Genomic DNA, 22,361 nt, shown 5'->3' with positions numbered 1-22,361 from the left:
TCCATTTCCTGCAGGGCACGCCGGGCGCGCTGGAGGGCCTGGGTGCGGGTGGCGCCCGTGACGATCAGCTTCGCGAGCATGGAGTCGAAGTTCCCGCCCACGGTTTCGCCGGCCTCAATACCGGAATCCACGCGGACGCCCGGCCCGGTGGGCAGGCGGAGGGTTTCCACCGTTCCGGGGGCAGGCATAAAGCCGCGGCCGGCGTCCTCGCCGTTGATCCGGAACTCGAAGGAGTGGCCGCGGACCTCCGGATCGGTGTACCCGAGTTCCTCACCGCGGGCAATGCGGAACTGCTCGCGGACCAGGTCGATGCCGGTGACCTCTTCGGATACCGGGTGCTCGACCTGCAGGCGGGTGTTGACCTCGAGGAAGGAGATGGTGCCGTCGGTGCCAACCAGGAACTCGCAGGTTCCGGCGCCCTGGTAACCCGCCTCGCGGAGCAGGGCCTTGGAGGAGTCGTAGAGCCGCTGGTTCTGCTCGGGGGTCAGGAACGGGGCCGGGGCCTCCTCCACGAGCTTCTGGTTGCGGCGCTGGAGGGAGCAGTCGCGGGTGGAAACGACGACGACGTTGCCGTAAGCATCTGCCAGGCACTGGGTTTCCACATGCCGCGGTGCGTCCAGGAACCGTTCGATGAAGCACTCCCCGCGGCCAAAGGCTGCTGTGGCCTCGCGGACGGCGGACTCGTACAGTTCGGGAATCTCTTCGAGCGTCCGGGCTACCTTGATGCCACGGCCGCCGCCGCCGAAGGCTGCCTTGATGGCCACCGGGAGACCGTATTCCTGGGCGAAGGCGAGGACTTCATCGGCGCTGTTCACCGGGTCGGACGTGCCAGGAACGAGCGGAGCGCCCACCTTGGCTGCCAGATGCCGGGCCTGGACCTTGTCGCCAAGCTGGTCGATCGCTTCGGGGGAGGGGCCGATCCAGGTCAGTCCCGCCGCAATAACGCGCCGGGCGAATTCTGCGTTCTCGGAAAGGAAGCCGTAGCCGGGATGGATGGCGTCCGCGCCGGCCCGTGCAGCCGCAGCCAGCACCTTGTCCATGTCCAGGTAGGACTGCGCTGCCGTGCTGCCGCCGAGGGCATAGGCCTCGTCCGCGAGCCGGACGTGCAGTGCGTCCCGGTCAGGTTCTGCGTAGACGGCGACCGTGCCGATTCCTTCGTCGCGTGCGGCCCGGATGATCCGGACGGCAATCTCTCCGCGGTTGGCAATCAGGACCTTGCCCAGGGGGGCGGGGGTGAACTGGCTCATGAAATGCAGTGGCTCCTTTTGATCTGTTGGGAGCCTAGCGCGCTTTTGTACTCTCCCGCCATAAACCGTGCTGTTTCTGCGTGGGAGGTGCCGGTTAGTTGTGGACACCCTACAAATGTTTTGCGCGGGTGTGACGCAGGAGGGGTGGGGGCGGTGGCCAGCGTGGTGGTGGGCGGGGGCGGGTACGTGCCGTGGGTGCGCAGGTGGGGCGGGTTGGGTCGGAGTTAGGCCACCAGGGCTGCGCACACGGCGGCCGAGAAGGGGCCGGACACGTCATCGCAAGACCGGAATAGCAATCTGTGGACGGACCCGCCGATGCACAACCACGTAACGAGGATTTCGATCCTTGGTCCGTAATAGGGGTATGACCCGTGCCATTCCGCTTCCCGTAGACCTGCCAGACCCTTCCTTCACCCTCGGACATGCCCGGTATCTGGGGCTTAGAAGGTCGCGGCTCCGGACACAGGACCTTCTGACGCCCAGTAGGTCGATCCGCGTTCGAAGAGACACAGAAATTACGCTGGCCGAACGCTGCAGGCCCTACCTAGAGCTTCTTCCTGGGGCCTTCCTATCCCACGGTACGGCCGCCCAGCTACATGGCATGCCGTTGCCCCGGTCCATGCAAATGGATCCGGTCATTCATCTCAGCCGGCCCAAGTCCAAGGCTGCACCGCGCCGAAAGGGTGTAGCCGGGCATCGGCTGGTCCTGGACGAAGCTGAACTGACGGCCATCTCCGGGCTCACGGTGACAACGCTTGCCCGGTCCCTCCTGGATCTCTCGGCCCATATGGAATTGACGGATCTGGTCGTTGCCGGAGACTGGATTATCAGCGAACAGCAGCGAAACTTCGGCAGAAGCAGGAGCGCTCTGATTCCACTTCCGGAGCTACGAAACTATGTTGAGTCCAAAGTGGGGATTCCGGGACTGCCGAGGCTCCGTGCCGCCGTCGATCTCATGCGGGTTGGGGTGGATTCCCCGCCGGAGACCCGGATACGGCTCCTTCTCGGCCGGGCAGGCTTGCCAGCATTCACGCCGAACATTGCCCTTCTGGATGAAACCGGGATTCCTGCGCTTTGGGCTGACTTGGGATGCCGCCAATACAGGACCTGCATCGAGTACGACGGTGGGCACCACCTGACCTCGGCCCAGCAGAGCCGGGACACCCAGCGGGACCTGATCACCCGCGACCTGGGCTGGCAGCAGGTCCGGCTCAATCGGTTCGACGTTGCCCAAGGACCAGCATGGGTCGTGGGCCGGGTGCGGCAGGCGCTCGCCAGGGGCGGCTACGTGCCGTGAGCGCGCAGTTCAGGCGGGCTCGGCCGCGCGGCGGGCGCGCTAAGTCACCAAAGCTGCGCACCCAGGCGCGCGGCGTGCGCGCTAAGTCGCCAGAGCTGCACACCCAGCCGCGCGCAGTGGTTTGACCGCCGTGAGTGTGCAGGTCTGGCGGGTTGTACTGCGGGGAGGTCGCCAAAGCTGCGCACCAAGGCGGGCGGCGGGGGCGTTAGGTCGCCAGAGCTGCGCACTCGGCCGTGCGGAGTGTTTTGGCCGCGGTGAGTGTGCAGGTCTGGTGGGTTGTTCTGCGGGGAGGTCGCCAGAGCTGCGCACTCGGCCGCGCGGCGGGCGCGCTAAGTCGCCAGAGCTGCGCACTCGGCTGCGCGGAGTGGTTGGGCCGCGATGAGTGTGCAGGTCTGGTGGGTTGTTCTGCGGGGAGGTCGCCAGAGCTGCGCACTCAGGCGTGCGGCGTGCGCGTTAGGTCACCAGAGCTGCGCACCCAGCGGCGGGCGTCGGGCGGCGAGGCGCGCTAGGTCGCCAAAGCTGCACACCCGCAAGGGCGCGACCGTTTAGGGAACGGCCTGAGCCCCAGCAAGCCCCACCGCGGTTGCTACTTCCAGAGCGACGTAATACCCACCCCGGCGCTGGCCAGCAGGTGCCGGAGCGTCGAAACGGACAGGCCGACGACGGCGTGCGGGTCACCAACCACTCTGTCGATGAATGCCCCGCCGAGGGAATCGATGGTGAACGAGCCAGCCACCTGGAGCGGTTCGCCGGTGGCGATGTAGGCCTCGATTTCTTCGTCCAGGAGCTTGGCGAAATGGACTTCGGCCGAGCTGACGGCCCCCAGGGTGGCGCCGGAGCCGTCCTCGTCGGTGTCGCGGCAGTCGACCAGCCAATGGCCGGTATGGAGAACCCCGTGCTTCCCGCTCATCCGGCGGATGCGGTCGCGGGCGACGTCAGGCTCCCAGGGCTTGCCATGCGCCTCGCCGTCGAACTCGAAAACGGAATCGCAGCCGAGCACCAGGGCACCCTGTGCCTCCGGCAGCGACGCCACAGCCTCGGCCTTGGCGCGGGCCAGCAGCAGAGCGGTGTCGTGCGGATCGGTCAGCCCGTAGCGGGCGGTGACGGCGTCCTCATCAACGTCCGAGACGAGCACACGGTGGGCGATTCCGGCGTTATCCAGGAGCTTGGTGCGGGCGGGGGAGGCAGAGGCGAGGATCAGCGTCAGGTCAGTCACGTCTTCCAGCCTAGTGCGCGGGGAAGCGGACAGAAAAAGAATGGCCGCCCCGGCGTCGGGACGGCCATTCCAAAAGAAGTGCGAGTACTTGCACTTTACACTGCTTCAGGCAAGCGCAGGATTAGGTGCGGGCACCTGCTCCGGAAGGAACGGACGTGCCCTCCTGCTCAACGGGTGCCTCCACAGCGGACTCATCCGTGTCCTGGAGGTCGTTGTCCTGGAGATCGTTGTTCTCGTCGTAGGAATCGTCTTCGAACGGGTCGCCGGTGCGCTTGGCGTTGTACGCAGTGTGCTCCAGCATGCCGTTGCGCTTGGCCACGATGGTCGGAACCACCGTCTGGCCGGCAACGTTCACCGCGGTGCGGCCCATGTCGATGATCGGATCGATCGCCAGCAGCAGCGCGACGCCGTCCAACGGCAGTCCCAGCGTGGACAGGGTGAGGGTGAGCATCACGACGGCGCCCGTGGTTCCGGCAGTTGCTGCCGAGCCCAGGACAGCGACGACGGCGATCAGCAGGTACTGGCCGATGCTCAGGTCAATGCCGAAGAACTGGGCCACGAAGATGGCGGCGATCGCCGGGTAGATCGCGGCGCAGCCGTCCATCTTGGTGGTAGCGCCGAGGGGAACCGCGAAGGAGGCGTAGGCCCGGGGGACACCCAGGTTCCGCTCAGTGACGCGCTGGGTCAGCGGCAGGGTGCCCACGGAGGAGCGGGAAACGAAGCCGAGCTGGATGGCCGGCCAGGCGCCGGAGAACCACTGACGGATGGCGAGGCCCTGGCTCTTGATCAGGATCGGGTAGACAACAAAGAGGACCAGCGCCAGGCCAAGGTAGACCGCCACCGTGAAGGTGCCGAGGGAGCCGATGGTGTCCCAGCCGTAGGTGGCGACAGCCCGGCCGATCAGGCCGACAGTGCCCAGCGGGGCGAGCCGGATGATCCACCAGAGGACCTTCTGGATGACGGCCAGGGCGGAGGCGTTCAGGGCCAGGAACGGTGCGGCGGGCTTGCCCACCTTCAGGGCGGCAATGCCGACGGCGATGGCGATGACCAGGACCTGCAGCACGTTGAAGTTCAGCGTGGTGGTCAGGGTTTCGCTGGTGGAAGCGGTCAGGCCGAGGAAGTTGCCGGGGATGAGGCCGGTCAGGAACCCGATCCAGCTGCCGGTGCTGCCTTCGTAGCCCGGGGGAGTTGCGGCGTCGGCGTTAGCGCCGGGCTGCAGCAGCACACCGAGTGCGATGCCGATGCCGACGGCGATCAGCGCGGTGATGGCGAACCACATCAGGGTCTGCCACGCGAGACGGGCCGCATTGGATACCTGGCGGAGGTTGGCAATTGAGCTGACAACCGCCGTGAAGATCAGGGGTACTACGGCCGCCTTGAGGAGCGTGACATAGCTGGAGCCGATGGTTGACAGCGTGGTGGTGAGCCAGTTCGGTTCACCGCCGGTTTCGCCCATGGACTTGGCCAGCAGGCCCAGGCAGAGGCCAACCACCAGGGCAGCGATAATCTGCGGGCCGAAAGCTGTGGCCCAGCGGGGGAGCCTGCGGCGGGTAGCGGCGTCGGCCGGGGACTGTGGAGGTGTCTGAGGTGAGGTCACGTTGAAATGCTAGACGAGGCCCAATATCAGAGTCTCTTTACGGTTGCGAAATATTACGACGCTGTAATGCGGCGTCATGCCGAAATACAGGCCAGAATCCCGAACTGTGGCGCGGCCTGGCCAACGGCTGCCGTTATTCCCGCTCTGCCAGCGAGGATTCTCACAGTCTTTGGGGTTCTCGGGCCGGGAAACGCAGAACGTGCCCGGCGCAGCGGCCGGGCACGTTCTGTAAGCAGGGTCGGCAGGACCAAGCTGTGGTTAGCCGTCCAGCAGCGCCCGGCGCAGGGTGTCCAGGCCAACGGACCCCAGCTGAAGGGCTTTGGTGTGGAAGGCCTTTTCATCGAAGGACTCGCCCTCGCGGGTACGGACCTCGTCGCGGATCTGCTCCCAGAGGCGCTGGCCGAGCTTGTAGGCCGGAGCCTGCCCCGGCCAGCCCAGGTAGCGGGTGAACTCAAAGTTGAGCTGGCCTTCGGAGATGGCGATGTTCTGCTTCAGGAAGTTGTACCCCTTCTCGGGGGTCCAGGTGCCGGAGCCCCAGCGCTCGGGGACTTCCAGTTCCAGGTGCACGCCGATGTCGAAGACGACCCGGGCAGCACGCATCCGCTGGGCGTCGAGCATGCCCATCCGGTCTCCGGGATCGCTCAGGTAGCCGAGTTCGTCCATCAGCCGCTCGGCGTAGAGGGCCCAGCCCTCACCATGGCCGGAGACCCAGCAGACGTTGCGGCGCCAGCTGTTCAGCAGGCCGCGGGAGTCCACCGCGGTGGCGATCTGCAGGTGGTGCCCCGGAACGCCCTCGTGGTAGACGGTGGTTGTTTCCTTCCACGTGGTGAAGGTGTCCTCGCCCTCGGGCACGGACCACCACATCCGACCGGGACGGGAGAAATCGTCGCTCGGACCGGTGTAGTAGATGCCGCCTTCGTTGGTGGGGGCGATCATGCATTCAAGCTTGCGCATCGGGCCGGTGATGTCGAAGTGGGTGCCGGAAAGTTCGGCGACGGCCTTGTCGGAGAGCGCCTGCATCCAGGTGCGCAGCTCTTCGGTGCCGTTCAGCTGGCGCTCCGGATCGGCGTCCAGCAGATCCATCGCCTCGCGGACCGAAGCACCGGGCTTGATCTGCTCCGCCACCTGCTCCTGCTCGGCGATGATGCGGTCCAGTTCGGCGACGCCCCACTGGTAGGTTTCCTCCAGATCGATGGCCGAGCCAAGGAACTCCCGGGACATCAGCGCATAGCGCTCGGCGCCCACAGCGTCCTTCTCGGGCGCGGCCGGCAGCAGCTCGGTGGTCAGGAAGTCCACGAGCGATCGGTAGGCCGCACGTGCGCCTTCGGCGTTCTCCCGCAGGGTGGACTGCAGCGCCGGGGACAGTGCGGCGCCGTCGGCCAGCGCGGCATTGGAGGTAAAGGAATCAAAGAAGCCGCCGTCTTCGGCGTACTTCCCGGCCTGTTCGATGACGATCGAGACCTGGCGGCGGGCAGCAATGCGGCCCTGCTCGGCACCGCTGCGCAGTGACGTGATGTACCCGGCGACGGCGTCGGGCAGGTTATGCAGGCGGCCGGAGATGTGTTCCCAGGCCTCCACGGTGTCCGTGGGCATCAGGTCGAAGATCGCGCGGATGTCCTGGGCGGGGGACGCAATGTTGTTCAGGTCGGCGAGGTCCCAGCCGGATTCGTGAATTTCCAGGGCCAGGCCCAGGCGTTCACGCATGGCATCGAGGGTTACGCGGTCCACGTCGTCCGCGGGATGCAGGTCCTCAAGCCGCCCGAGGGTCTCACGCATCGCTTCGGCGGTGGATTCCAGGCCGGCGGGGGAGTAGTCGGCGTACTCGGTTTCGTGCCCCGGAATGCCGAGCGTTGTGGCAAAGGACGGATCCAGGTGAAGCAGGTTCTCGGTGAATGCTTCGGCGACGGCATCGATGGCAGTGGGTGTGCGCGTCCCGGCGGTGGACAGGGATTCTGGCGTGGTTGTCTGTTCAGTCACACTCCCGAGAGTAACGTGTCAGCGGTAGCTGCGCCGCCACGAGCCGGGTCCCGGCGCAGGTCGCAGGCTCAATTGGCGCCGCCTGGTCCAGGCCCGGCGGGTGGTTGCCGGGTCCGATGCGGCGTGCGCTCCAGCCGGCCCATCCGGTTCGGAACCGGCGGCAAGCCCGACGACGACGGCGGCCAGGACGGCGAGCTCCTCGTCCGTGGGATTGCCCGCCAGGACCTGGAACAGCGGCTCGGCCGAGGCCTCTGCCTGGGGATGGGAGGCGCTCACAGCGGCATGTTCCCGTGCTTCTTGTGCGGCAGCGTTGCGCGCTTATCCCGCAGGGCGCGCAGGCCGCGGATCAGCTGCAGCCGGGTTTCCGACGGCGCGATGACCGCGTCCACGTATCCCAGCTCCGCCGACTGGTACGGGTTGAGCAGTTCTTCTTCATAGTCGTTGATGAATCCCTGCCGCACCTCCTCGACGTCGCGCCCTTCCGCGGCGGCTGCGGCGAGCTGCCCGCGGTAGAGGATGTTCACGGCGCCCTGGGCTCCCATCACGCCGATCTGCGCGGTGGGCCAGGCCACATTGAGGTCAGCTCCGAGCTTCTTGGAGCCCATCACGATGTACGCGCCGCCATAAGCCTTGCGGGTAATCACGGTCAGCTTCGGCACCGTTGCCTCGGCATAGGCATAGAGCAGCTTGGCACCGCGGCGGATGATGCCTTGGAATTCCTGATCCTTGCCGGGCAGGAAGCCGGGCACGTCCACGAACGTCAGGATGGGGATGTTGAACGCGTCGCAGTTCCGGACGAACCGGGCTGCCTTCTCCGATGCGTTGATGTCCAGGGTCCCGGCAAACTGCATCGGCTGGTTGGCGACGATGCCCACCGTATGGCCCTCCAGCCGGCCGTAACCGATGATCACGTTGGGGGCGTAGAGGGCCTGCATCTCCAGGAAGTGCCCGTCATCGACCACCTGTTCGATCACGGTGCGCATGTCATAGGGCTGGTTCGCCGAGTCCGGGATCAGCGAATCCAGGGCGAGGTCGCCGTCGTTGATCTCCAGCTCCTGCTCGAAGGCCGCGAGGGGCGCCTCGGCCAGGTTGTTGGAGGGCAGGAAGTCCAGGAGTTCCCGGACGAAGTCGATGGCGTCCTCTTCATCAGAGGCCAGGTACGTGGAGGTACCCGTGTTGGTGTTGTGCTGCCGCGCGCCGCCGAGCGTTTCCATGTCCACGTCCTCGCCGGTGACCGTCTTGATGACATCCGGTCCGGTGATGAACATGTGGGAGGTCTTATCCACCATCACCACGTAGTCGGTCAGGGCGGGGGAGTAGGCCGCACCGCCGGCGGAGGGACCCATAATCAGGGAGATCTGGGGGACGACGCCGGAGGCATGGACATTGTTGCGGAAAATATCGGCGAACATCGCCAGGGAAGCAACGCCTTCCTGGATGCGGGCGCCGCCGCCGTCGAGGATGCCGATGACGGGGCAGCCGTTACGCAGGGCATGCTCCTGGACTTTGACGATTTTTTCGCCGTTGACCTGGCTCAGCGAGCCGCCGTAGACAGTGAAGTCCTGGCTGTAGACCGCCACCTGGCGGCCGTCGACCGTTCCGTAGCCGGAGACCAGCCCGTCACCCAGCGGCTTCTTCTTCTCCATCCCGAAGGCGGTGGAGCGGTGGACGGCCAGGGCATCGAATTCCACGAAGGACCCCTCGTCCAGCAGAAGGTCGATGCGCTCCCGGGCGGTGTGCTTGCCGCGGGCGTGCTGCTTCTCGATGGCAGCGGTTCCGGAGGGCGCCGCTGCCAGAGCCTGGCGCCGCCGGAAGTCCGCGATCTTGCCTGCGGTCGTCTGCAGGTCGATGTCCTGGTCGATGCTCATATGTTCTCCGGGTGCTTCATTGGGGTGGCTGCCGGTCGGATAGCCGCCCTAACTGTGCGTCACGGCGGGTCAAGAAGGGGTAATCAGTTTAAGTAGCTTTCGCACAAGGGCGCGGGCGATTACCCCAGTCTAGTGAGCGCCAACACCCATCCCGGGTGTAGGAATCCTACAATTTCGCTCCGTGAGCCTTGGCTCCGCCGGAAAACGCGGGACGCCGGCAGCGGGAACCGGACGCAGCCGGCGGAGGCCGTTGGAAGGAAAAACCAATCACCGATGTTACTGACGAGTAACATCTTTGCCGCCGGTGCATTACCCTGTCCGTATGACCTCGAACACAGCCTCACTGAACACGCGTTCCCTGGCCGGACGCACCATCCTGATGTCCGGAGGCAGCCGCGGCATCGGGCTGGCCATCGCCCTGCGGGCAGCGGCCGACGGCGCCAACGTTGCCATGCTCGCAAAGACGGGCGAACCGCACCCCAAGCTGGAAGGCACGGTGTACACCGCCGCCGAAGCGCTGGAAGCCGCCGGTGGGAAGGCCCTGCCGATCATTGGCGACGTGCGCAGCGACGAGGACGTCACCAACGCTGTCGCCGCGACTGTCGAGCACTTCGGTGGCATCGACATCGTCCTGAACAATGCCTCGGCAATCGACCTGCGCGGCACGGACGCCGTGAGTATGAAGAGCTACGACCTGATGCAGGACATCAACGCGCGCGGAACGTTCCTGCTGTCCAAGTCCTCCTTGGAAGCACTGCGGGAATCGGATAACGGACACATCCTCACCCTCTCGCCGCCGCTGAACCTGGACCCGAAGTGGGCCGGCAGCTACCTGGCGTACACCATGGCCAAATACGGCATGTCCCTGACCACGCTGGGCCTGGCCGAAGAGCTGCGGAAGGACGGCATTGGGGTCAACTCCCTCTGGCCGTGCACCTCGATCGACACCGCCGCCATCCGCAACATGCCCGGTGGCTCCGAACTTGCCCGGGTATCGCGCAGTGCCGACATCATGGCCGACGCCGCCCACGCCATCCTGACCCGGTCCGCACGGGAGGCCACGGGTAACTTCTACACCGATGAGCAGGTCCTGGCGGAAGAAGGCGTCACCGACTTCACCAAGTACAGCCTTGGCGCCCCGGAAGAGAAGCTGATGGCGGACTTCTTCCTCTAACCCCGCCCCGGCGCCGTACGCCGGCCCCGGCCCCGGCCCCGGCCCCGCCCGGCCCCCGTCCGGCGGGGCTGGGGGACCCGGCGCGTAAGATCAGAGACATGCATCTGCACTACTCCAGCATGGAGCGCCCACCCCTGGATCCGGAGCGGCTCCAGGAACGCCTTGCCGCCCCGGCGGGCCCCCTGCCCCGGCTGGATATTGTCTCCGAAACGGGGTCCACCAACACTGACCTGTCCGACGCCGCCCGGCTGGCGCCGTCGCAGTACCCCGATCTCTCCGTGCTCACTGCCGAACTCCAGACCGCAGGCCGCGGCAGGCTGGGCCGCACCTGGGAAGCGCCGGAACGGTCTTCCCTGTTTGTCAGCGTCCTGCTGCGTCCCGTTAACGCCTCGGGACGCCCGCTGCCCACCCAGTCCTACGGCTGGCTGTCCCTGCTCGCGGCGCTGTCCCTGACCCGGAGCGTTGCCGCCCGCACGGGTGTGGAGCCAAAGCTGAAGTGGCCCAACGATGTGATGGTGGACGGACGGAAGCTGGCCGGCGTCCTCGCCCAGGTCGTCCCGGAAACGTCCGGTAATCCGCCCGCGGTAGTGGTCGGCACTGGGCTGAACGTTTCCCTCACCGATGAGGACCAGCCCGTCAGCACGGCCACCAGCCTGCTGATGGAGTACGCCTCCACCACGGACCGGAACATCCTGCTGGAGGACTACCTGCTCCGGTTCAGCGAGGACTACCACGCCTTCTGCGCCGTCGACGGGGATGCCACCGCTCCCTGGGCCCAGGGCGGGTCGCTGAAGGATCAGGTTTCCGCCCGGATGGTCACGCTCGGACAGCACGTCCGGGCGTACCTGCCCGGCGGAGCAGAACTGGTGGGCCGGGCCGTTGGCCTTGACCCGCACGGTGCGCTGTTCATTGCCGACGACGAAGGCACCCGGCACGCGGTTACGGCGGCGGACGTGGTGCATCTCCGGGCCGCAGAGTCATGACCCTGCACCCAAACGGGTACCGGTGCGGATGAGGCTGGAGCCGGGAGAACAGGTCATTGTGGCAGCACGGCCACATGCCGGACCGCTGCTGGGGCCGGTCCTGCTGGCCGCGGCCGTCAGCGCCGCGGGCGGATTCGCGCTTGGCTATCTCGGCAGGGACACCCTTCCGGACACCCTGATGGACTGGGCCTACGTCCTGGCTCCCGCCATCGTTGTCCTGACACTCCTGGCACTGGCACGTTTCTGCCTGCCTCCGGTGGTTCGCTGGAATGCCACCCGCTACGTCCTCACCAACCGGCGGCTGATCCAGCGCCGGGGAGCGCTCCGCCGCCGCGAGCACGACCTGCCCCTGGCCTCGATCTACCAGCTGGAGGCACGGCAGGGAATCCTGCAGCGGATGCAGCGCGCCGGAACCCTGCGGATCGACCTCGGCCGCGGCCGGGTGATCGACTACGCCTCGGTGCCTGAAGTGCACAGGTTCAAGTCCATTGTGTTGGCCACCATAGAGCAACTGCCCATGACCGTGATGTTCGATGGTGTAGATATTGAAGGAAGCATGGGTTACGACGACGATTGGAGCGGCCATGAGTGATCAAGGCCCCGAAGCGCCCGACGGCGCCGCCGAACCCGAGCCACTGACGCTGTCGATGAATGTGGTGCCGATGCCGGAGAAACCCGTGCTCCCGGACACCTCCGGATCGATCAACCGGGAGGACGTGCGCCGGCTCGAAGCCCAGCTGATCGGCGGTCCGCGAACCCTCAAGCGCCGCGAAGCAGCTGCCGGCGCCGGCGTCTCGCTGCTGTCCGCCCGCAAGCTCTGGCGCGCCATGGGCTTCCCCAACCTTGATGACGACGCCGTGTTCTTCACCGAAGCGGACCAGGACGCGCTGAACACCGTGATCCAGCTGGTCCGCGACGAGCAGCTGACCGAGGAAGCGGCTATCTCGATCATGCGCTCGATTGGGCAGATGACCGACCGCATGGTCGTGTGGCAGATCGAAGCCCTGGTGGAGGAGATGGTGGTCCAGCGCGGAATTACCGACGCCGAGGCCCGCAAAAAGCTCGTTGCCGCGCTCCCGGACCTGATTGAGCCGCTGGAAAAGACCCTGGTTTATGCCTGGAAGCGGCAGCTGAACGCAGCGGTCCAGCGGCTGGCGCTGCGGGCCGAGGCAGGGCTGGCCAGCCATGAACCGGATACGGATGATAATCCGCTGCCCCTGGCCCGCGCCGTCGGCTTCGCCGACCTGGTCTCCTACACCAGCCTCTCCCGGCAGATGAATGAGAAAACCCTGGCCCAGATGGTCCAGCGGTTTGAGCACAAATGCTCCGAGATTATTTCCGTGGGCGGCGGACGGCTGGTGAAGACAATCGGCGATGAAGTCCTGTTCAACGCCGAGACCCCGGAAGCCGGCGCGGAGATTTCGCTGGCACTGGCGAAGGCCTTCACCGAGGATGAGATGCTTCCCTCCGCCCGCGTGGCGATGGTCTGGGGACGTGTGCTCTCACGCCTGGGCGACATTTACGGGCCCACCGTCAACCTGGCCTCCCGGCTGACCTCGCTGGCGGAACCTGGCACGGTCCTGACGGACGCGTCCACGGCGGCCGCGCTGCGCAACAATGACAGCTTTATCCTGATCCCGCATTCACCGCGCAATGTGCGTGGATTCGGCGAAATCCACCCGGTCACACTGGCGCGGGGTACCGGCCAGGGGCTGGTGTTGGACTAGCCGCCGCCAGCCGGGGCCGGGGCCGCCCCCTGGGAGGACATATCAAGCAGGCCCCTTAGTAATATGCGACACTAGTGGCGACTGTCTGCCGTTCTGCGGCCGCCGGTGCGGCTGGACACCGCACCGTATTCGGCCTGCCGCAGCCCGGTCAGGCTTTGGGGGTTCTTAACAGGGGGAAGTAAGTGGCATTCTTCAGGGGGGCTACGCGCGCGCAGATCCGTGCCCGCCGCAAGGCGGCGTCGGTGGGTGCGGCCGTCGCTGCGGCCGGGGCACTCGTGGCGACCGCCATCCTGTATCCCGGGTTCGCCAGCGCGGACGTCGACCTGAACGACGGCGGCGTGTGGGTCACCAACGGGACCCAGGGCATGGTGGGCCACCTCAACTATTCGGCCCGCATGCTCGACGGCGCCTACGCCGCGAACAGCGACGGTTTCGACGTGACCCAGAACGCGGGCACCGTCTTCCACACCAACACCGACCAGTCCAAGGTCTCACCCGTTGACGTCGCCAACGTCGCCCGAGGCAGCGAAGTGCAGCTTCCGGCGTCGGCCACCATCTCCCAGGGCGGTTCCGTCGTGGCCGTCACCGATCCGGCCGCCGGCGCCGTGTGGCTGACCACCTCCGACTCCCTGCCGTTTTTCAGCGAGGCGGAGTCTGAGCCCGCGGTCCAGGATTCTCCCGGCGTCGCCGCAGGGGTCTCCCCTGAGGGCTACGTGGCGGTCGCGGCCCCGCGGGACGGCGTTCTCTACGGTTACGACGTCGACGCCAACGGCAGCTACGGCGAACCGGACATCACCGAGGTCGAGGCGCTGGGCGGCTTCGGCGACACCCAGGTCGCGGCCGTGGGCCGGAAAGCCGTTGCCTTCGATCCGGAATCGGGCACCATGGTCCTGCCCGGCGGAAAAACCGTCGTCCTGCCCGATACCCGCGGGGCGCGGCTCCAGGAATCAGGGCCGGAATCCGGGTTCGTGGTCCTGGCCACCGCCACGGCCCTGATCAAGCAGCCGCTGGACGGCTCGGACGCCACCGTTACCGAAGTGGGCAGCGGCGGTCTTCCCGCCGCTCCCGTGCTGGTTGACTCCTGTGTGCATGCCGCCTGGGCCGGTGACGGGACCTACATCCGCGACTGCGACGCCGACTCCGATGACTCGCGGGAGGAGATCCCGGGAATCGGAGCCTCCTCCGAACTGGTTTTCCGGGTCAACCGGTCCGTGGTGGTGCTCAACGACATCAACGGCGGCAACATCTGGCTGGTGCTGGAGAACATGCAGCTGGTGGATAACTGGGGCGACGTCATTCCGCCCAAACAGGACTCCAGCGACGACGAGGAGGAATCTGCCAGCGAAAACCCGGTCAACACCCTGCCGGACCGCACGGGGGAGAACCGGCCGCCGGTCGCCAGCGACGATCGCTTCGGTGTCCGCCCCGGACGGACCACCATCCTGAACGTGCTGGACAATGACACCGATCCCGACGGGGACCTGCTGACCGTGAAGCTTTCCGGCAGCCAGCCCTCCGCCGGCACGGTGCAGGAAATCTACAACGGGGCAGGACTGCAGGTGGTGGTCCCGCCCGACGCTGCTGGAACCAGCACCTTCAACTACGAGGTGCGTGACGGCCGCGGCGGCACCGCCACGGCCAGCGCCACGGTCCAGGTGCGCGGAAACAGCGAAAACTCCCCGCCCGAGCCCCGCAGATCCACGAAGATCCTGGTGGAACAGGGCCAGTCGGTCAGCCAGAACATCCTCAACGACTGGACGGATCCCGACGGCGATGACCTGGTCCTCGTGTCCGCTGAACCGACCGCTGACGGGGACCAGGTGCGCGCCCGCTCCGACGGGCTGCTCACCTTCCGGGACATCGGCAAGAGCCAGGGCATCAAGGACGTGGCCATCACGGTCTCCGACGGCACGGAAACTGCAACGGGAACCGTCACCTTCGACGTCCGCCCCGGCGGCGTCCTGCCGCCCGTAACCAACTTCGACCACTTCACCGCCACCGTCGGCGAGGCCGTCACACTGTATCCGCTGCAGAATGACACCGATCCGGCGGGCGGGCGGCTCAGCCTTGCCAAGGCAGAGGCTGAGGACGGCTCGGAACTGGTCCCCGACTATGAGACCGGGGCCATCGCATTCACGCCCAGCGCGGCCAAGACCTACTACATCGAGTACCTCGTCACCAACGGCCCGCAGAGCGCCAGCGGACTCATCCGCGTTGACGCCGCCGAATCCGGCCGGCAGGGAGCGCCGGTCGCCGTGCGGGACGTCGCACTGCTGCCGCGCGGCGGGAACGTCCTGGTGGACGTGCTCGGCAACGACACAGATCCCACCGGCGGTGTGCTGGTGGTCCAGTCGGTCAGCACCGGCAGCAGCTCACCGCTGGACGTCGCCGTCCTGGACCACAACATCCTGCAGATCCATGACGTCCGCGGCCTCACCGAGCAGTCCACCATCAGCTACCGGGTCTCCAACGGCACGGCCAGCGCCAGTGGTGAAGTCAGCGTCCTGCCGGTGGACGGGCCCGGAACGCTGCTGCCGCCGTCGGCCTCCGCGGACACAGCCACCGTGCGCGTTGGCGACGTCGTGAACATCCCGGTCTTGGACAACGACACCTCACCGACGGGTGACGAACTGACCCTCAACCCGGTGCTGGCCCAGGACGTGGATCCGCTCGACGGGCAGATGTTCACCTCAGAGAACACCCTCCGCTTCGTAGCCGGGGACACGGCCAAGACCGTGTACGCCATTTATGAGGTCCGCGATTCCACCGGGCAGAGCGACTCCGCGCAGGTACGCATCAACATCCGGCCGCGCGACGACGAGCGGAACACGCCGCCGGTCCCGAAAAACCTTGAAGGCCGGGCCATCGCCGGCACCACGGTGCGGATCCCGGTGCCGCTGGATGCGCTGGACGCCGACGGCGACTCCGTGTTCCTCACCGGCATCGAAGCAGCACCTAAACTGGGCGCTGCGGTTCCGGGGCCCAACTACATTGACTACACCGCCTCCGCCACCGCCTCGGGCACCGATTCCTTCAGCTACTCGGTGCGGGACCGGCTTGGCCTGGTGAACACGGGCACGGTCCGGGTGGGAATCGCGCCCATCGCAGAGGCGAACCAGAAACCCATTGCCGTGGACGACGCCGTAACGGTGCGCCCGGGCCGAGAAGTCGCCTTGCCCGCACTGCAGAATGACTCCGACCCGGACGGCGACCCGATCTCCCTGGACCCTGAGGGTGTCACCTCGCAGAACCCCGCCCTGAACGCACGGGCGGACGGCAGCCGGGTCCGGTTCACCGTGCCAGAGGAAGCGGGCAGCTACAACGTGCGCTACGCCGTGCGGGATAACCGGGGAGGCGCAGCGAACGGCAACATCGCCGTCGTCTCCGATCCCAACGCGGAGCTGCTGGCACCCGTAGCGCGCGATGACCGGGTGACCGTCGCCGAGATCCGCGGCCGCACCGCCGTCGACGTGGCTGTCCTGGAGAACGACGAAGATCCCGACGGCGTCGCTGAGGACCTTAAGGTCTCGGTGGACCCGTCCCGGACCACGGCCTCAGCCGCGGGGGACCGGGTCCGGGTGGAACTGCTGGAAGATGCCCAGATCGTCCCCTACACCGTTCAGGACATGGATGGTGGAACCGCGACTGCGGTTATCTGGGTTCCCGGGCTCAGCGCCCAGTACCCGACGCTGCGGAGCAACGCCGTCCAGGAGGTCGAGGCCACCCAGACCCTGGACCTGGACCTGGCTGAGCTCGTCGAGGTGCGCGAAGGACGGACACCGCGGATTACCGAAACCGCCAAGGTCAGTGCCATCGGCTCCTCTAACCGGGACACCTGGGTAGCGGACGAGGACACCCTGGCCTACACCGCCGACGGCGATTATGCCGGGCTGGGGTCGATGACCTTTGAGGTCACCGACGGCTCCGGACCGGATGACCCTGAAGGGCTGAAAGCCACGCTCACGGTGCTGATCAACGTTCTCCCGCAGCCCGAACAGAACCTTCCACCGGTGATGAGCCCCGGATCGCTGGAGGCCGCCATCGGCGAGGACGCCGTGCGGCTTGACCTGGCTCCGCTGGCCTCCGATCCGAACCCCTCCGACGCGGATAAACTCTCCTTCGCCCTGGCCGGGCCCGTCCCCGACGGATTCAAGGCGCGGCTCTCAGGAACGGTCCTTGAGGTTTCGGCGGCGGACAAGGCCGCCGTCGGCACCCTCGGCCAATTAGGCGTCACCGTCACCGACGGGCGCAGCGATCCGGTGGCCGGACGCGTGGACCTGGCAGTCCTGGCCTCCACCCGGCCACTGCCTGTTGCCGCGGATGACTCCGTGGACGACGCCGTCCAGGGCCGGCCGGTGACGGTTCCGGTACTGGAGAATGATGACAATCCGTTCCCGGAAACACCCCTGGAGATTGTCGAGGCCAGCGCCGACGGCAACGGCACCGCCAGCATCCAGGGCAGCTCCGTGGTGGTCACCCCGGACCCGGACTTTGTCGGCAGCATGTCCGTCCAATACCGGGTGAAGGACAAGACCGGCCAGGCTGACCGGCAGGCCTCGGCCCGGATCCTCCTGACGGTGCAGGGCCGCCCGGACGCACCGGCCACCCCCGTAGTCGAATCCACCCGCAGCCGCACGGTGGTGCTGGCCTGGGATCCGCCGGCCGCAAATGGAGCTCCGATCACCGGTTATTCGGTCACCGGGACCGGCGGGTTCAGCCAGGAATGCCCGGCCACCACCTGCACGCTCACCGGCCTGACCAACAACGTGGAGTATTCCTTCTCGGTCACCGCCACCAACGTGAACGGGACCTCGGACGCCTCCCCGCAGTCCGCCGTCGTCCGCCCGGACACCCAGCCCGCCCAGCCCGCACCCCCGCTCCTCACCTTCGGGGACAAGCAGCTCAGCGTCGCCTGGACCGTTCCGGCGAACGACGGGTCACCGATCGAGTCCTACGACCTGCAGATTTCCCCGGCCCCGGCCAGCGGAGTCTCGCAGAAAACCGTTCCGGCTTCGATGACGCAGACCACCTGGACCGGGCTGGTCAACGGCACCTCCTACCGGGTCCGCGTCCAGGCCCGGAACGCTGCGCCGGAACCGTCCGGCTTCAGCGACTATTCAGCGGCTGAGGTCCCCGCCGGTGCGCCGGCGGCCCCCGGTGCGCCCACCACGGCGCGGGCCGATTCGGTGGGCACGCAGAGCCAGCTCACGGTTGACTGGAACGACCCGGCCGCCAACGGCGACGCCGTCTCCGACTACGAGCTGCGCGAATACCAGGGCTCCACCCTGGTGCGCACCCTCGAAGCCGGCGGGACGTCCAACATGACCGTGCGGGTGGATAACTCGGAACAGAACTACACCTACTCGGCCCGGGCCAAGAACAAGGCAGGCTGGAGTGACTGGGGGCCGGCTTCATCGCCGCGCCGCGCCGTCGGGGTACCCGATGCACCGGCAGCACCGAGCCTGGCCCCCTCCCGCACGGGAGCCGAGGGACGGGCGGTCACCATCAGCTTCAGCCCGCTCAGCGCCAGCGCCCGCAACGGCGCCCGCGCCGAGGAAATCAGCTACCGCGCCAGCTTCAGCGACGGACGCTCCCTGGCCGTGACCAGCGGCCAGGAAGTCACCGGGTTCAGCAACGGTGCGAACATCACCGCCCGGCTCACCGCGGTGGTCAACTCCGACGGCTCCAGCTATGACAGCGCGGCCTCGCCGAACTCCAACGCCGTTCAGGTGTACGGCAGCCCCGGAACGCCGTCGGCCTCCGGTGCCAACGGGGGTGAGGGCAGCAAAACAGCCACCCTGTCCTGGGGGCCACCGAACCAAAACGCGCACGACGTCGCCCAAGTCCAGATCTCGGTCGACGGCGGCGGCTGGGAAAATGTGGCCGCCAACGGCAGCCGCAGCGTCGGCAACGGCTACAACCAGGACCACAGCATCCGCGTTCGGGTCCTGAACTCGCAGGGTACTGCTGGCGCGGAAGCCGCCGCCTCCGCCCGGACCGGCGCCGAACCGCCGCCCGCCACGTGGTCGCTGACGGTGGGGAACCAGCTCCCTGCCTCCGATCGGCGCACCTGCATGGACCCTGTCTCGGGCACCAACTACGACGGTAGGAACTGTGCCGGGAACCACTGGGCGTACCACGGGGAAGTCATCCAGTCGCGGTGCTACATCGCGCGCGGCGGCGGCGAGATCTGGTACCGGCAGGAGTCCGGCGGAAACCGTGACGCCGTCAATAACGGCCTGCACATCAAGGGCATCCACACCAGTTTCGGCAACAACCCGCCGTCGGGCATGGGCCGCTGCTAGCCCATGACCGGAATCCGCAGCCCGCAGCCCATCAAACCGGCCACCACCATCAAACCCGCCACTCCGTCCATCTGGGGGAAACACCAACCATGTCAATGACCGAAGAACAGGCCGCCTGGTTCGCCGAGACGTTCGCCAAACTGGTGACAAACGTCGGCCAGGCAGTGCTGGGCAAGCCGGACGCCGTCCGGCTGATCCTCACGTCCATGCTGGCCGAGGGGCATGTACTGCTTGAGGACGCGCCCGGGACCGGCAAAACGATGCTCGCCCGCGCGTTGGCCGCCACCGTGCAGGGCACTACCTCCCGCATCCAGTTCACCCCGGACCTGCTGCCCTCCGACGTCACCGGCATCACCATTTACGACCAGAAGAGCCAGACATTCGAGTTCCACCGCGGCCCGATCTTCGCGAACATCGTGCTCGCTGACGAGATCAACCGGGCCTCGCCGAAGACCCAGTCCGCGCTGCTGGAAGTCATGGAGGAGTCCCGGGTCACGGTGGACGGGACCACCTACACGCAGGAGCGCCCGTTTATGGTGATCGCCACACAGAACCCGATTGAACAGGCCGGAACCTACCGCCTGCCCGAAGCGCAGCTGGACCGGTTCCTGATCAAGACCTCCATGGGCTACCCGGACCACGCCGCTACCGTGGAACTCCTCGCGGGTTCAGCCACCCGGGACCGGTCCGCCGCCCTGTCCGCCGTCATTACTTCTTCGGCCGTGCGGGATATGGCCGACCTCGGGGCCACCGTCCACACCGACACTTCGGTGCTGGAGTACATTGCCCACCTGACCGCAGCCACCCGCGAGGCGCCGGAGACCCGGCTGGGCGTCAGCGTCCGCGGTGCGTTGGCAATGGTCCGGGCCGCGAAGGTCTGGGCGGCCTCGGAGGGGCGGAACTACGTCCTGCCCGACGACGTCAAGGTGCTGGCCCCCAGCGTTTTCACCCACCGTCTGGTGATGGACCCGGAAGCGGAATTCGCCGGCGCCACCGCCGCAGCTGTCCTGGAACAGGTGCTCGCTTCCACGGCGGCTCCCCAGCAGCGCGTGGCCGTCTAAGGACAGCAAACGTGCCGCCACAACTCCGCATCTCCGCTGCGCGCCTGCGTGCCGCTGTGACTGCCGCACGCACGGCGCTGCCCCTGGACAGCTTGTCCGCTGTTGCCAGCCGGCCCAGGGTCCTGGCCGCCCGGCAGCGTCTCGGAACGGCAGCCGGGACCGTGCGCCGCGCTGCGTCCACCGCGACGGCCAGCGTCACCTCCCTGGGCTGGGCGACGGCGGGACTGATGCTGGTCTGCTGGGCCGCCGGGGCACTGCTGGGCTGGCGGGAGCTGCTGATCGCCGCGGCCCTGCTGACGCTGGTGCTGGCCGCCGCCACGGGATTCGTCCTCGGACGCCAGTCCTACGCCGTACGCCTGGACCTGGCCCGCACCCGGGTTGCCGTGGGGGACGACGCCGTCGGGTCCCTGACCGTGAGCAATCCCGGAGGCCGCCTGCTGCTGCCGTCCAGGCTGGAACTTCCGGTGGGCGGAGCCACCGCGGTCTTTGAACTGCCGCGGATGGCCCCGGGCGCCGAACACGAGGAGCTGTTCCGCATTCCGACGCAGAAGCGCGCCATGATTGTGGTGGGCCCGGTTGAGTCAGTGCGCCAGGACCCGTTTGCGCTGATGGGCCGCCGGCTGGTCTGGACGGACCCGGTGGACCTGTTCGTTCATCCGCGGACCGTGAACCTGCAGGGTTCCGCCACCGGATTCATCAAGGACCTCGAAGGCCTTCCCACCCGTGAACTCTCCACTTCCGACGTCGCTTTCCACGCGCTGCGGGAGTATGTGCCCGGTGATGACCGCCGGCATATCCACTGGAAGACCACCGCCCGGACGGGCACGCTGATGGTCCGCCAGTTCGAAGAGACCCGCCGCTCCCACCTGGCCGTGGCACTCTCGACCAACCTCTCCGACTATGACTCCGAGCAGGACTTTGAGCTGGCCGTCTCCGTCGCGGGATCGCTGGGCCTGCAGGCCGTCCGTGAACAGCGGGACCTGACCGTCCTCACCCAGGACGGACCGCTGCGCAGCGGCAGCGGGCGGATCCTCCTGGATGAACTGACCCGGGTGGCAGGCACCGAGCGGCGGGAAGGAACCCGCGAACTGGCTGCCCTCACAACGGATACGGTGCCCAACGCCTCCGTGGTGATCCTGGTGACCGGCACCGCCGTAAGCGCATCGCTCCTGCGTTCCGCGGCAGCCGCCATCGCCCCGGGCATACGCTGCCTCGCCGTGCGCTGCGCCGAAGGCCAGCAGCCCGGACGCCGGGAGATCGCGGACCTGACCGTCCTCACCTGCGGGGACCTCGACGGACTGCCGGCACTGGTAAGGAAGGGGACCGCGTGAGCGTCGACGCCCCACGCCGGCCACGGGATCGTCAGGCGCCCGCAGGAATTCCGTTCTCTGAACTGCTGAAACCAGGGCTGGAAGCCGCCGCGCTGGCAGTCCTGCTCCTGGCAGGGCTCCTCGGGTTCGGCCCGAGTTTCGGCGCCGATCCCCGGTACCTTGTGGCCGGGATCGGCGGGATTGTGCTGGGCTTGGCACTGGCCGGTATTGCCACGCTGCGCGGCTGGGGAGCCTGGACCACAACCGGGGCCGCAGCGGGCACCTACCTGGTGCTCGGCTCGGCGCTGGCTGCCCCCGTGGAAGCCGCCGCCGGGGTGCTGCCCACGTTCGCTTCGCTGCGCGTGCTGGTGTTCGGCGTCGTCTTCTCCTGGAAGGACCTGCTGACGGTTGCCGCCCCGGTGGGTACCGCCGGCGGCATGCTGGTGGTTCCCTTCCTGCTCTGCCTTCTCTGCGCCCTCGCTGCCGGGCTGCTCTGCTGGCGGGTCCGCGGACCGTACTGGAGTGCGGTTCCTGTGCTGGCGCTGTTCGCCGCCGGCATCGCCTTCGGCACCAAGCACGCCCCGCTGCCCTGGCTCCGG

Annotated in this window: 14 protein-coding genes and 1 pseudogene; 9 read left to right on the top strand and 6 right to left on the bottom strand. The window is 67.4% G+C overall.

Going from position 1 to position 22,361, the window contains the following annotated elements:
• Positions 1-1,247, bottom strand: a 1,247-nt coding sequence (locus RTN46_RS11510; protein ID WP_312181500.1) for a biotin carboxylase N-terminal domain-containing protein, incomplete at its 3' end; no start/stop codon positions are given.
• 625 nt (positions 1,248-1,872) lie between these two features.
• Between RTN46_RS11510 and RTN46_RS11505 the strand changes: the two genes are divergently transcribed.
• Positions 1,873-2,544 carry a DUF559 domain-containing protein gene (locus RTN46_RS11505; RefSeq protein ID WP_312181498.1) on the top strand — a complete coding sequence of 224 codons (672 nt, stop codon included), beginning with the start codon at positions 1,873-1,875 and terminating at the stop codon, positions 2,542-2,544.
• A 586-nt stretch (positions 2,545-3,130) separates the two neighbouring features.
• On the opposite strand, the gene RTN46_RS11500 is transcribed toward RTN46_RS11505, so the two are convergent.
• The 5 genes from RTN46_RS11500 to RTN46_RS11480 all read right to left on the bottom strand — a co-directional run bounded on the left by RTN46_RS11500 (position 3,131) and on the right by RTN46_RS11480 (position 9,202).
• Positions 3,131-3,760, bottom strand: a complete 630-nt coding sequence (locus RTN46_RS11500; protein WP_396157667.1) for a Maf family protein — start codon at positions 3,758-3,760, stop codon at positions 3,131-3,133.
• A gap of 121 nt (positions 3,761-3,881) precedes the next feature.
• Positions 3,882-5,252 carry a dicarboxylate/amino acid:cation symporter gene (locus RTN46_RS11495; RefSeq protein ID WP_396157669.1) on the bottom strand — a complete coding sequence of 457 codons (1,371 nt, stop codon included), beginning with the start codon at positions 5,250-5,252 and terminating at the stop codon, positions 3,882-3,884.
• Positions 5,253-5,615: 363 nt separating this feature from the next.
• Positions 5,616-7,304, bottom strand: a complete 1,689-nt coding sequence (locus RTN46_RS11490) for a DUF885 domain-containing protein (protein ID WP_312181503.1) — start codon at positions 7,302-7,304, stop codon at positions 5,616-5,618.
• A 48-nt stretch (positions 7,305-7,352) separates the two neighbouring features.
• On the bottom strand, positions 7,353-7,610 hold the full coding sequence (locus RTN46_RS11485; protein ID WP_312181495.1) for an acyl-CoA carboxylase subunit epsilon: 258 nt from the start codon (positions 7,608-7,610) through the stop codon (positions 7,353-7,355).
• A complete protein-coding gene (locus tag RTN46_RS11480) occupies positions 7,607-9,202 on the bottom strand; it encodes an acyl-CoA carboxylase subunit beta (RefSeq protein ID WP_312181493.1) in 1,596 nt (531 codons plus the stop codon). Before RTN46_RS11480 ends, RTN46_RS11485 begins: the two co-directional genes overlap by 4 nt.
• 322 nt (positions 9,203-9,524) lie before the next feature.
• Between RTN46_RS11480 and RTN46_RS11475 the strand changes: the two genes are divergently transcribed.
• From RTN46_RS11475 to RTN46_RS11440, 8 genes and pseudogenes are all read left to right on the top strand, one after another.
• Entirely contained in the window at positions 9,525-10,376 is an 852-nt protein-coding gene (locus RTN46_RS11475) for an NAD(P)-dependent oxidoreductase (RefSeq protein WP_312181492.1), read from the top strand.
• 98 nt (positions 10,377-10,474) lie between these two features.
• Positions 10,475-11,359 (top strand): biotin--[acetyl-CoA-carboxylase] ligase, encoded by an 885-nt coding sequence (locus RTN46_RS11470; protein WP_312181490.1) that lies wholly within the window; start codon positions 10,475-10,477, stop codon positions 11,357-11,359.
• Between the two features lie 28 nt (positions 11,360-11,387).
• Positions 11,388-11,951, top strand: a complete 564-nt coding sequence (locus RTN46_RS11465) for a PH domain-containing protein (RefSeq protein ID WP_312181489.1) — start codon at positions 11,388-11,390, stop codon at positions 11,949-11,951.
• The gene (locus tag RTN46_RS11460) at positions 11,944-13,086 is read left to right on the top strand and encodes an adenylate/guanylate cyclase domain-containing protein (protein ID WP_396157664.1); all 1,143 of its coding nucleotides are present in this window, start codon (positions 11,944-11,946) and stop codon (positions 13,084-13,086) included. Before RTN46_RS11465 ends, RTN46_RS11460 begins: the two co-directional genes overlap by 8 nt.
• A gap of 182 nt (positions 13,087-13,268) precedes the next feature.
• Positions 13,269-19,391, top strand: coding sequence for an Ig-like domain-containing protein (locus tag RTN46_RS11455; RefSeq protein WP_312181488.1), 6,123 nt, complete (start codon positions 13,269-13,271; stop codon positions 19,389-19,391).
• Between the two features lie 89 nt (positions 19,392-19,480).
• Positions 19,481-20,452, top strand: coding sequence for a MoxR family ATPase (locus RTN46_RS11450; protein ID WP_312181486.1), 972 nt, complete (start codon positions 19,481-19,483; stop codon positions 20,450-20,452).
• Between the two features lie 11 nt (positions 20,453-20,463).
• Positions 20,464-21,783 (top strand): DUF58 domain-containing protein, encoded by a 1,320-nt coding sequence (locus tag RTN46_RS11445; RefSeq protein ID WP_312181484.1) that lies wholly within the window; start codon positions 20,464-20,466, stop codon positions 21,781-21,783.
• Positions 21,780-22,361 (top strand): annotated as a pseudogene (locus RTN46_RS11440) (transglutaminase domain-containing protein); the annotation flags it as partial. The gene RTN46_RS11445 and the pseudogene RTN46_RS11440, both read left to right, overlap by 4 nt.

It is taken from the genome of Arthrobacter sp. (assembly GCF_031988865.1).
GTDB lineage: Bacteria > Actinomycetota > Actinomycetes > Actinomycetales > Micrococcaceae > Arthrobacter_B.
Note: the sequence above shows the minus strand (reverse complement) of the source record. Positions and strands in the feature narration are given on the sequence as shown.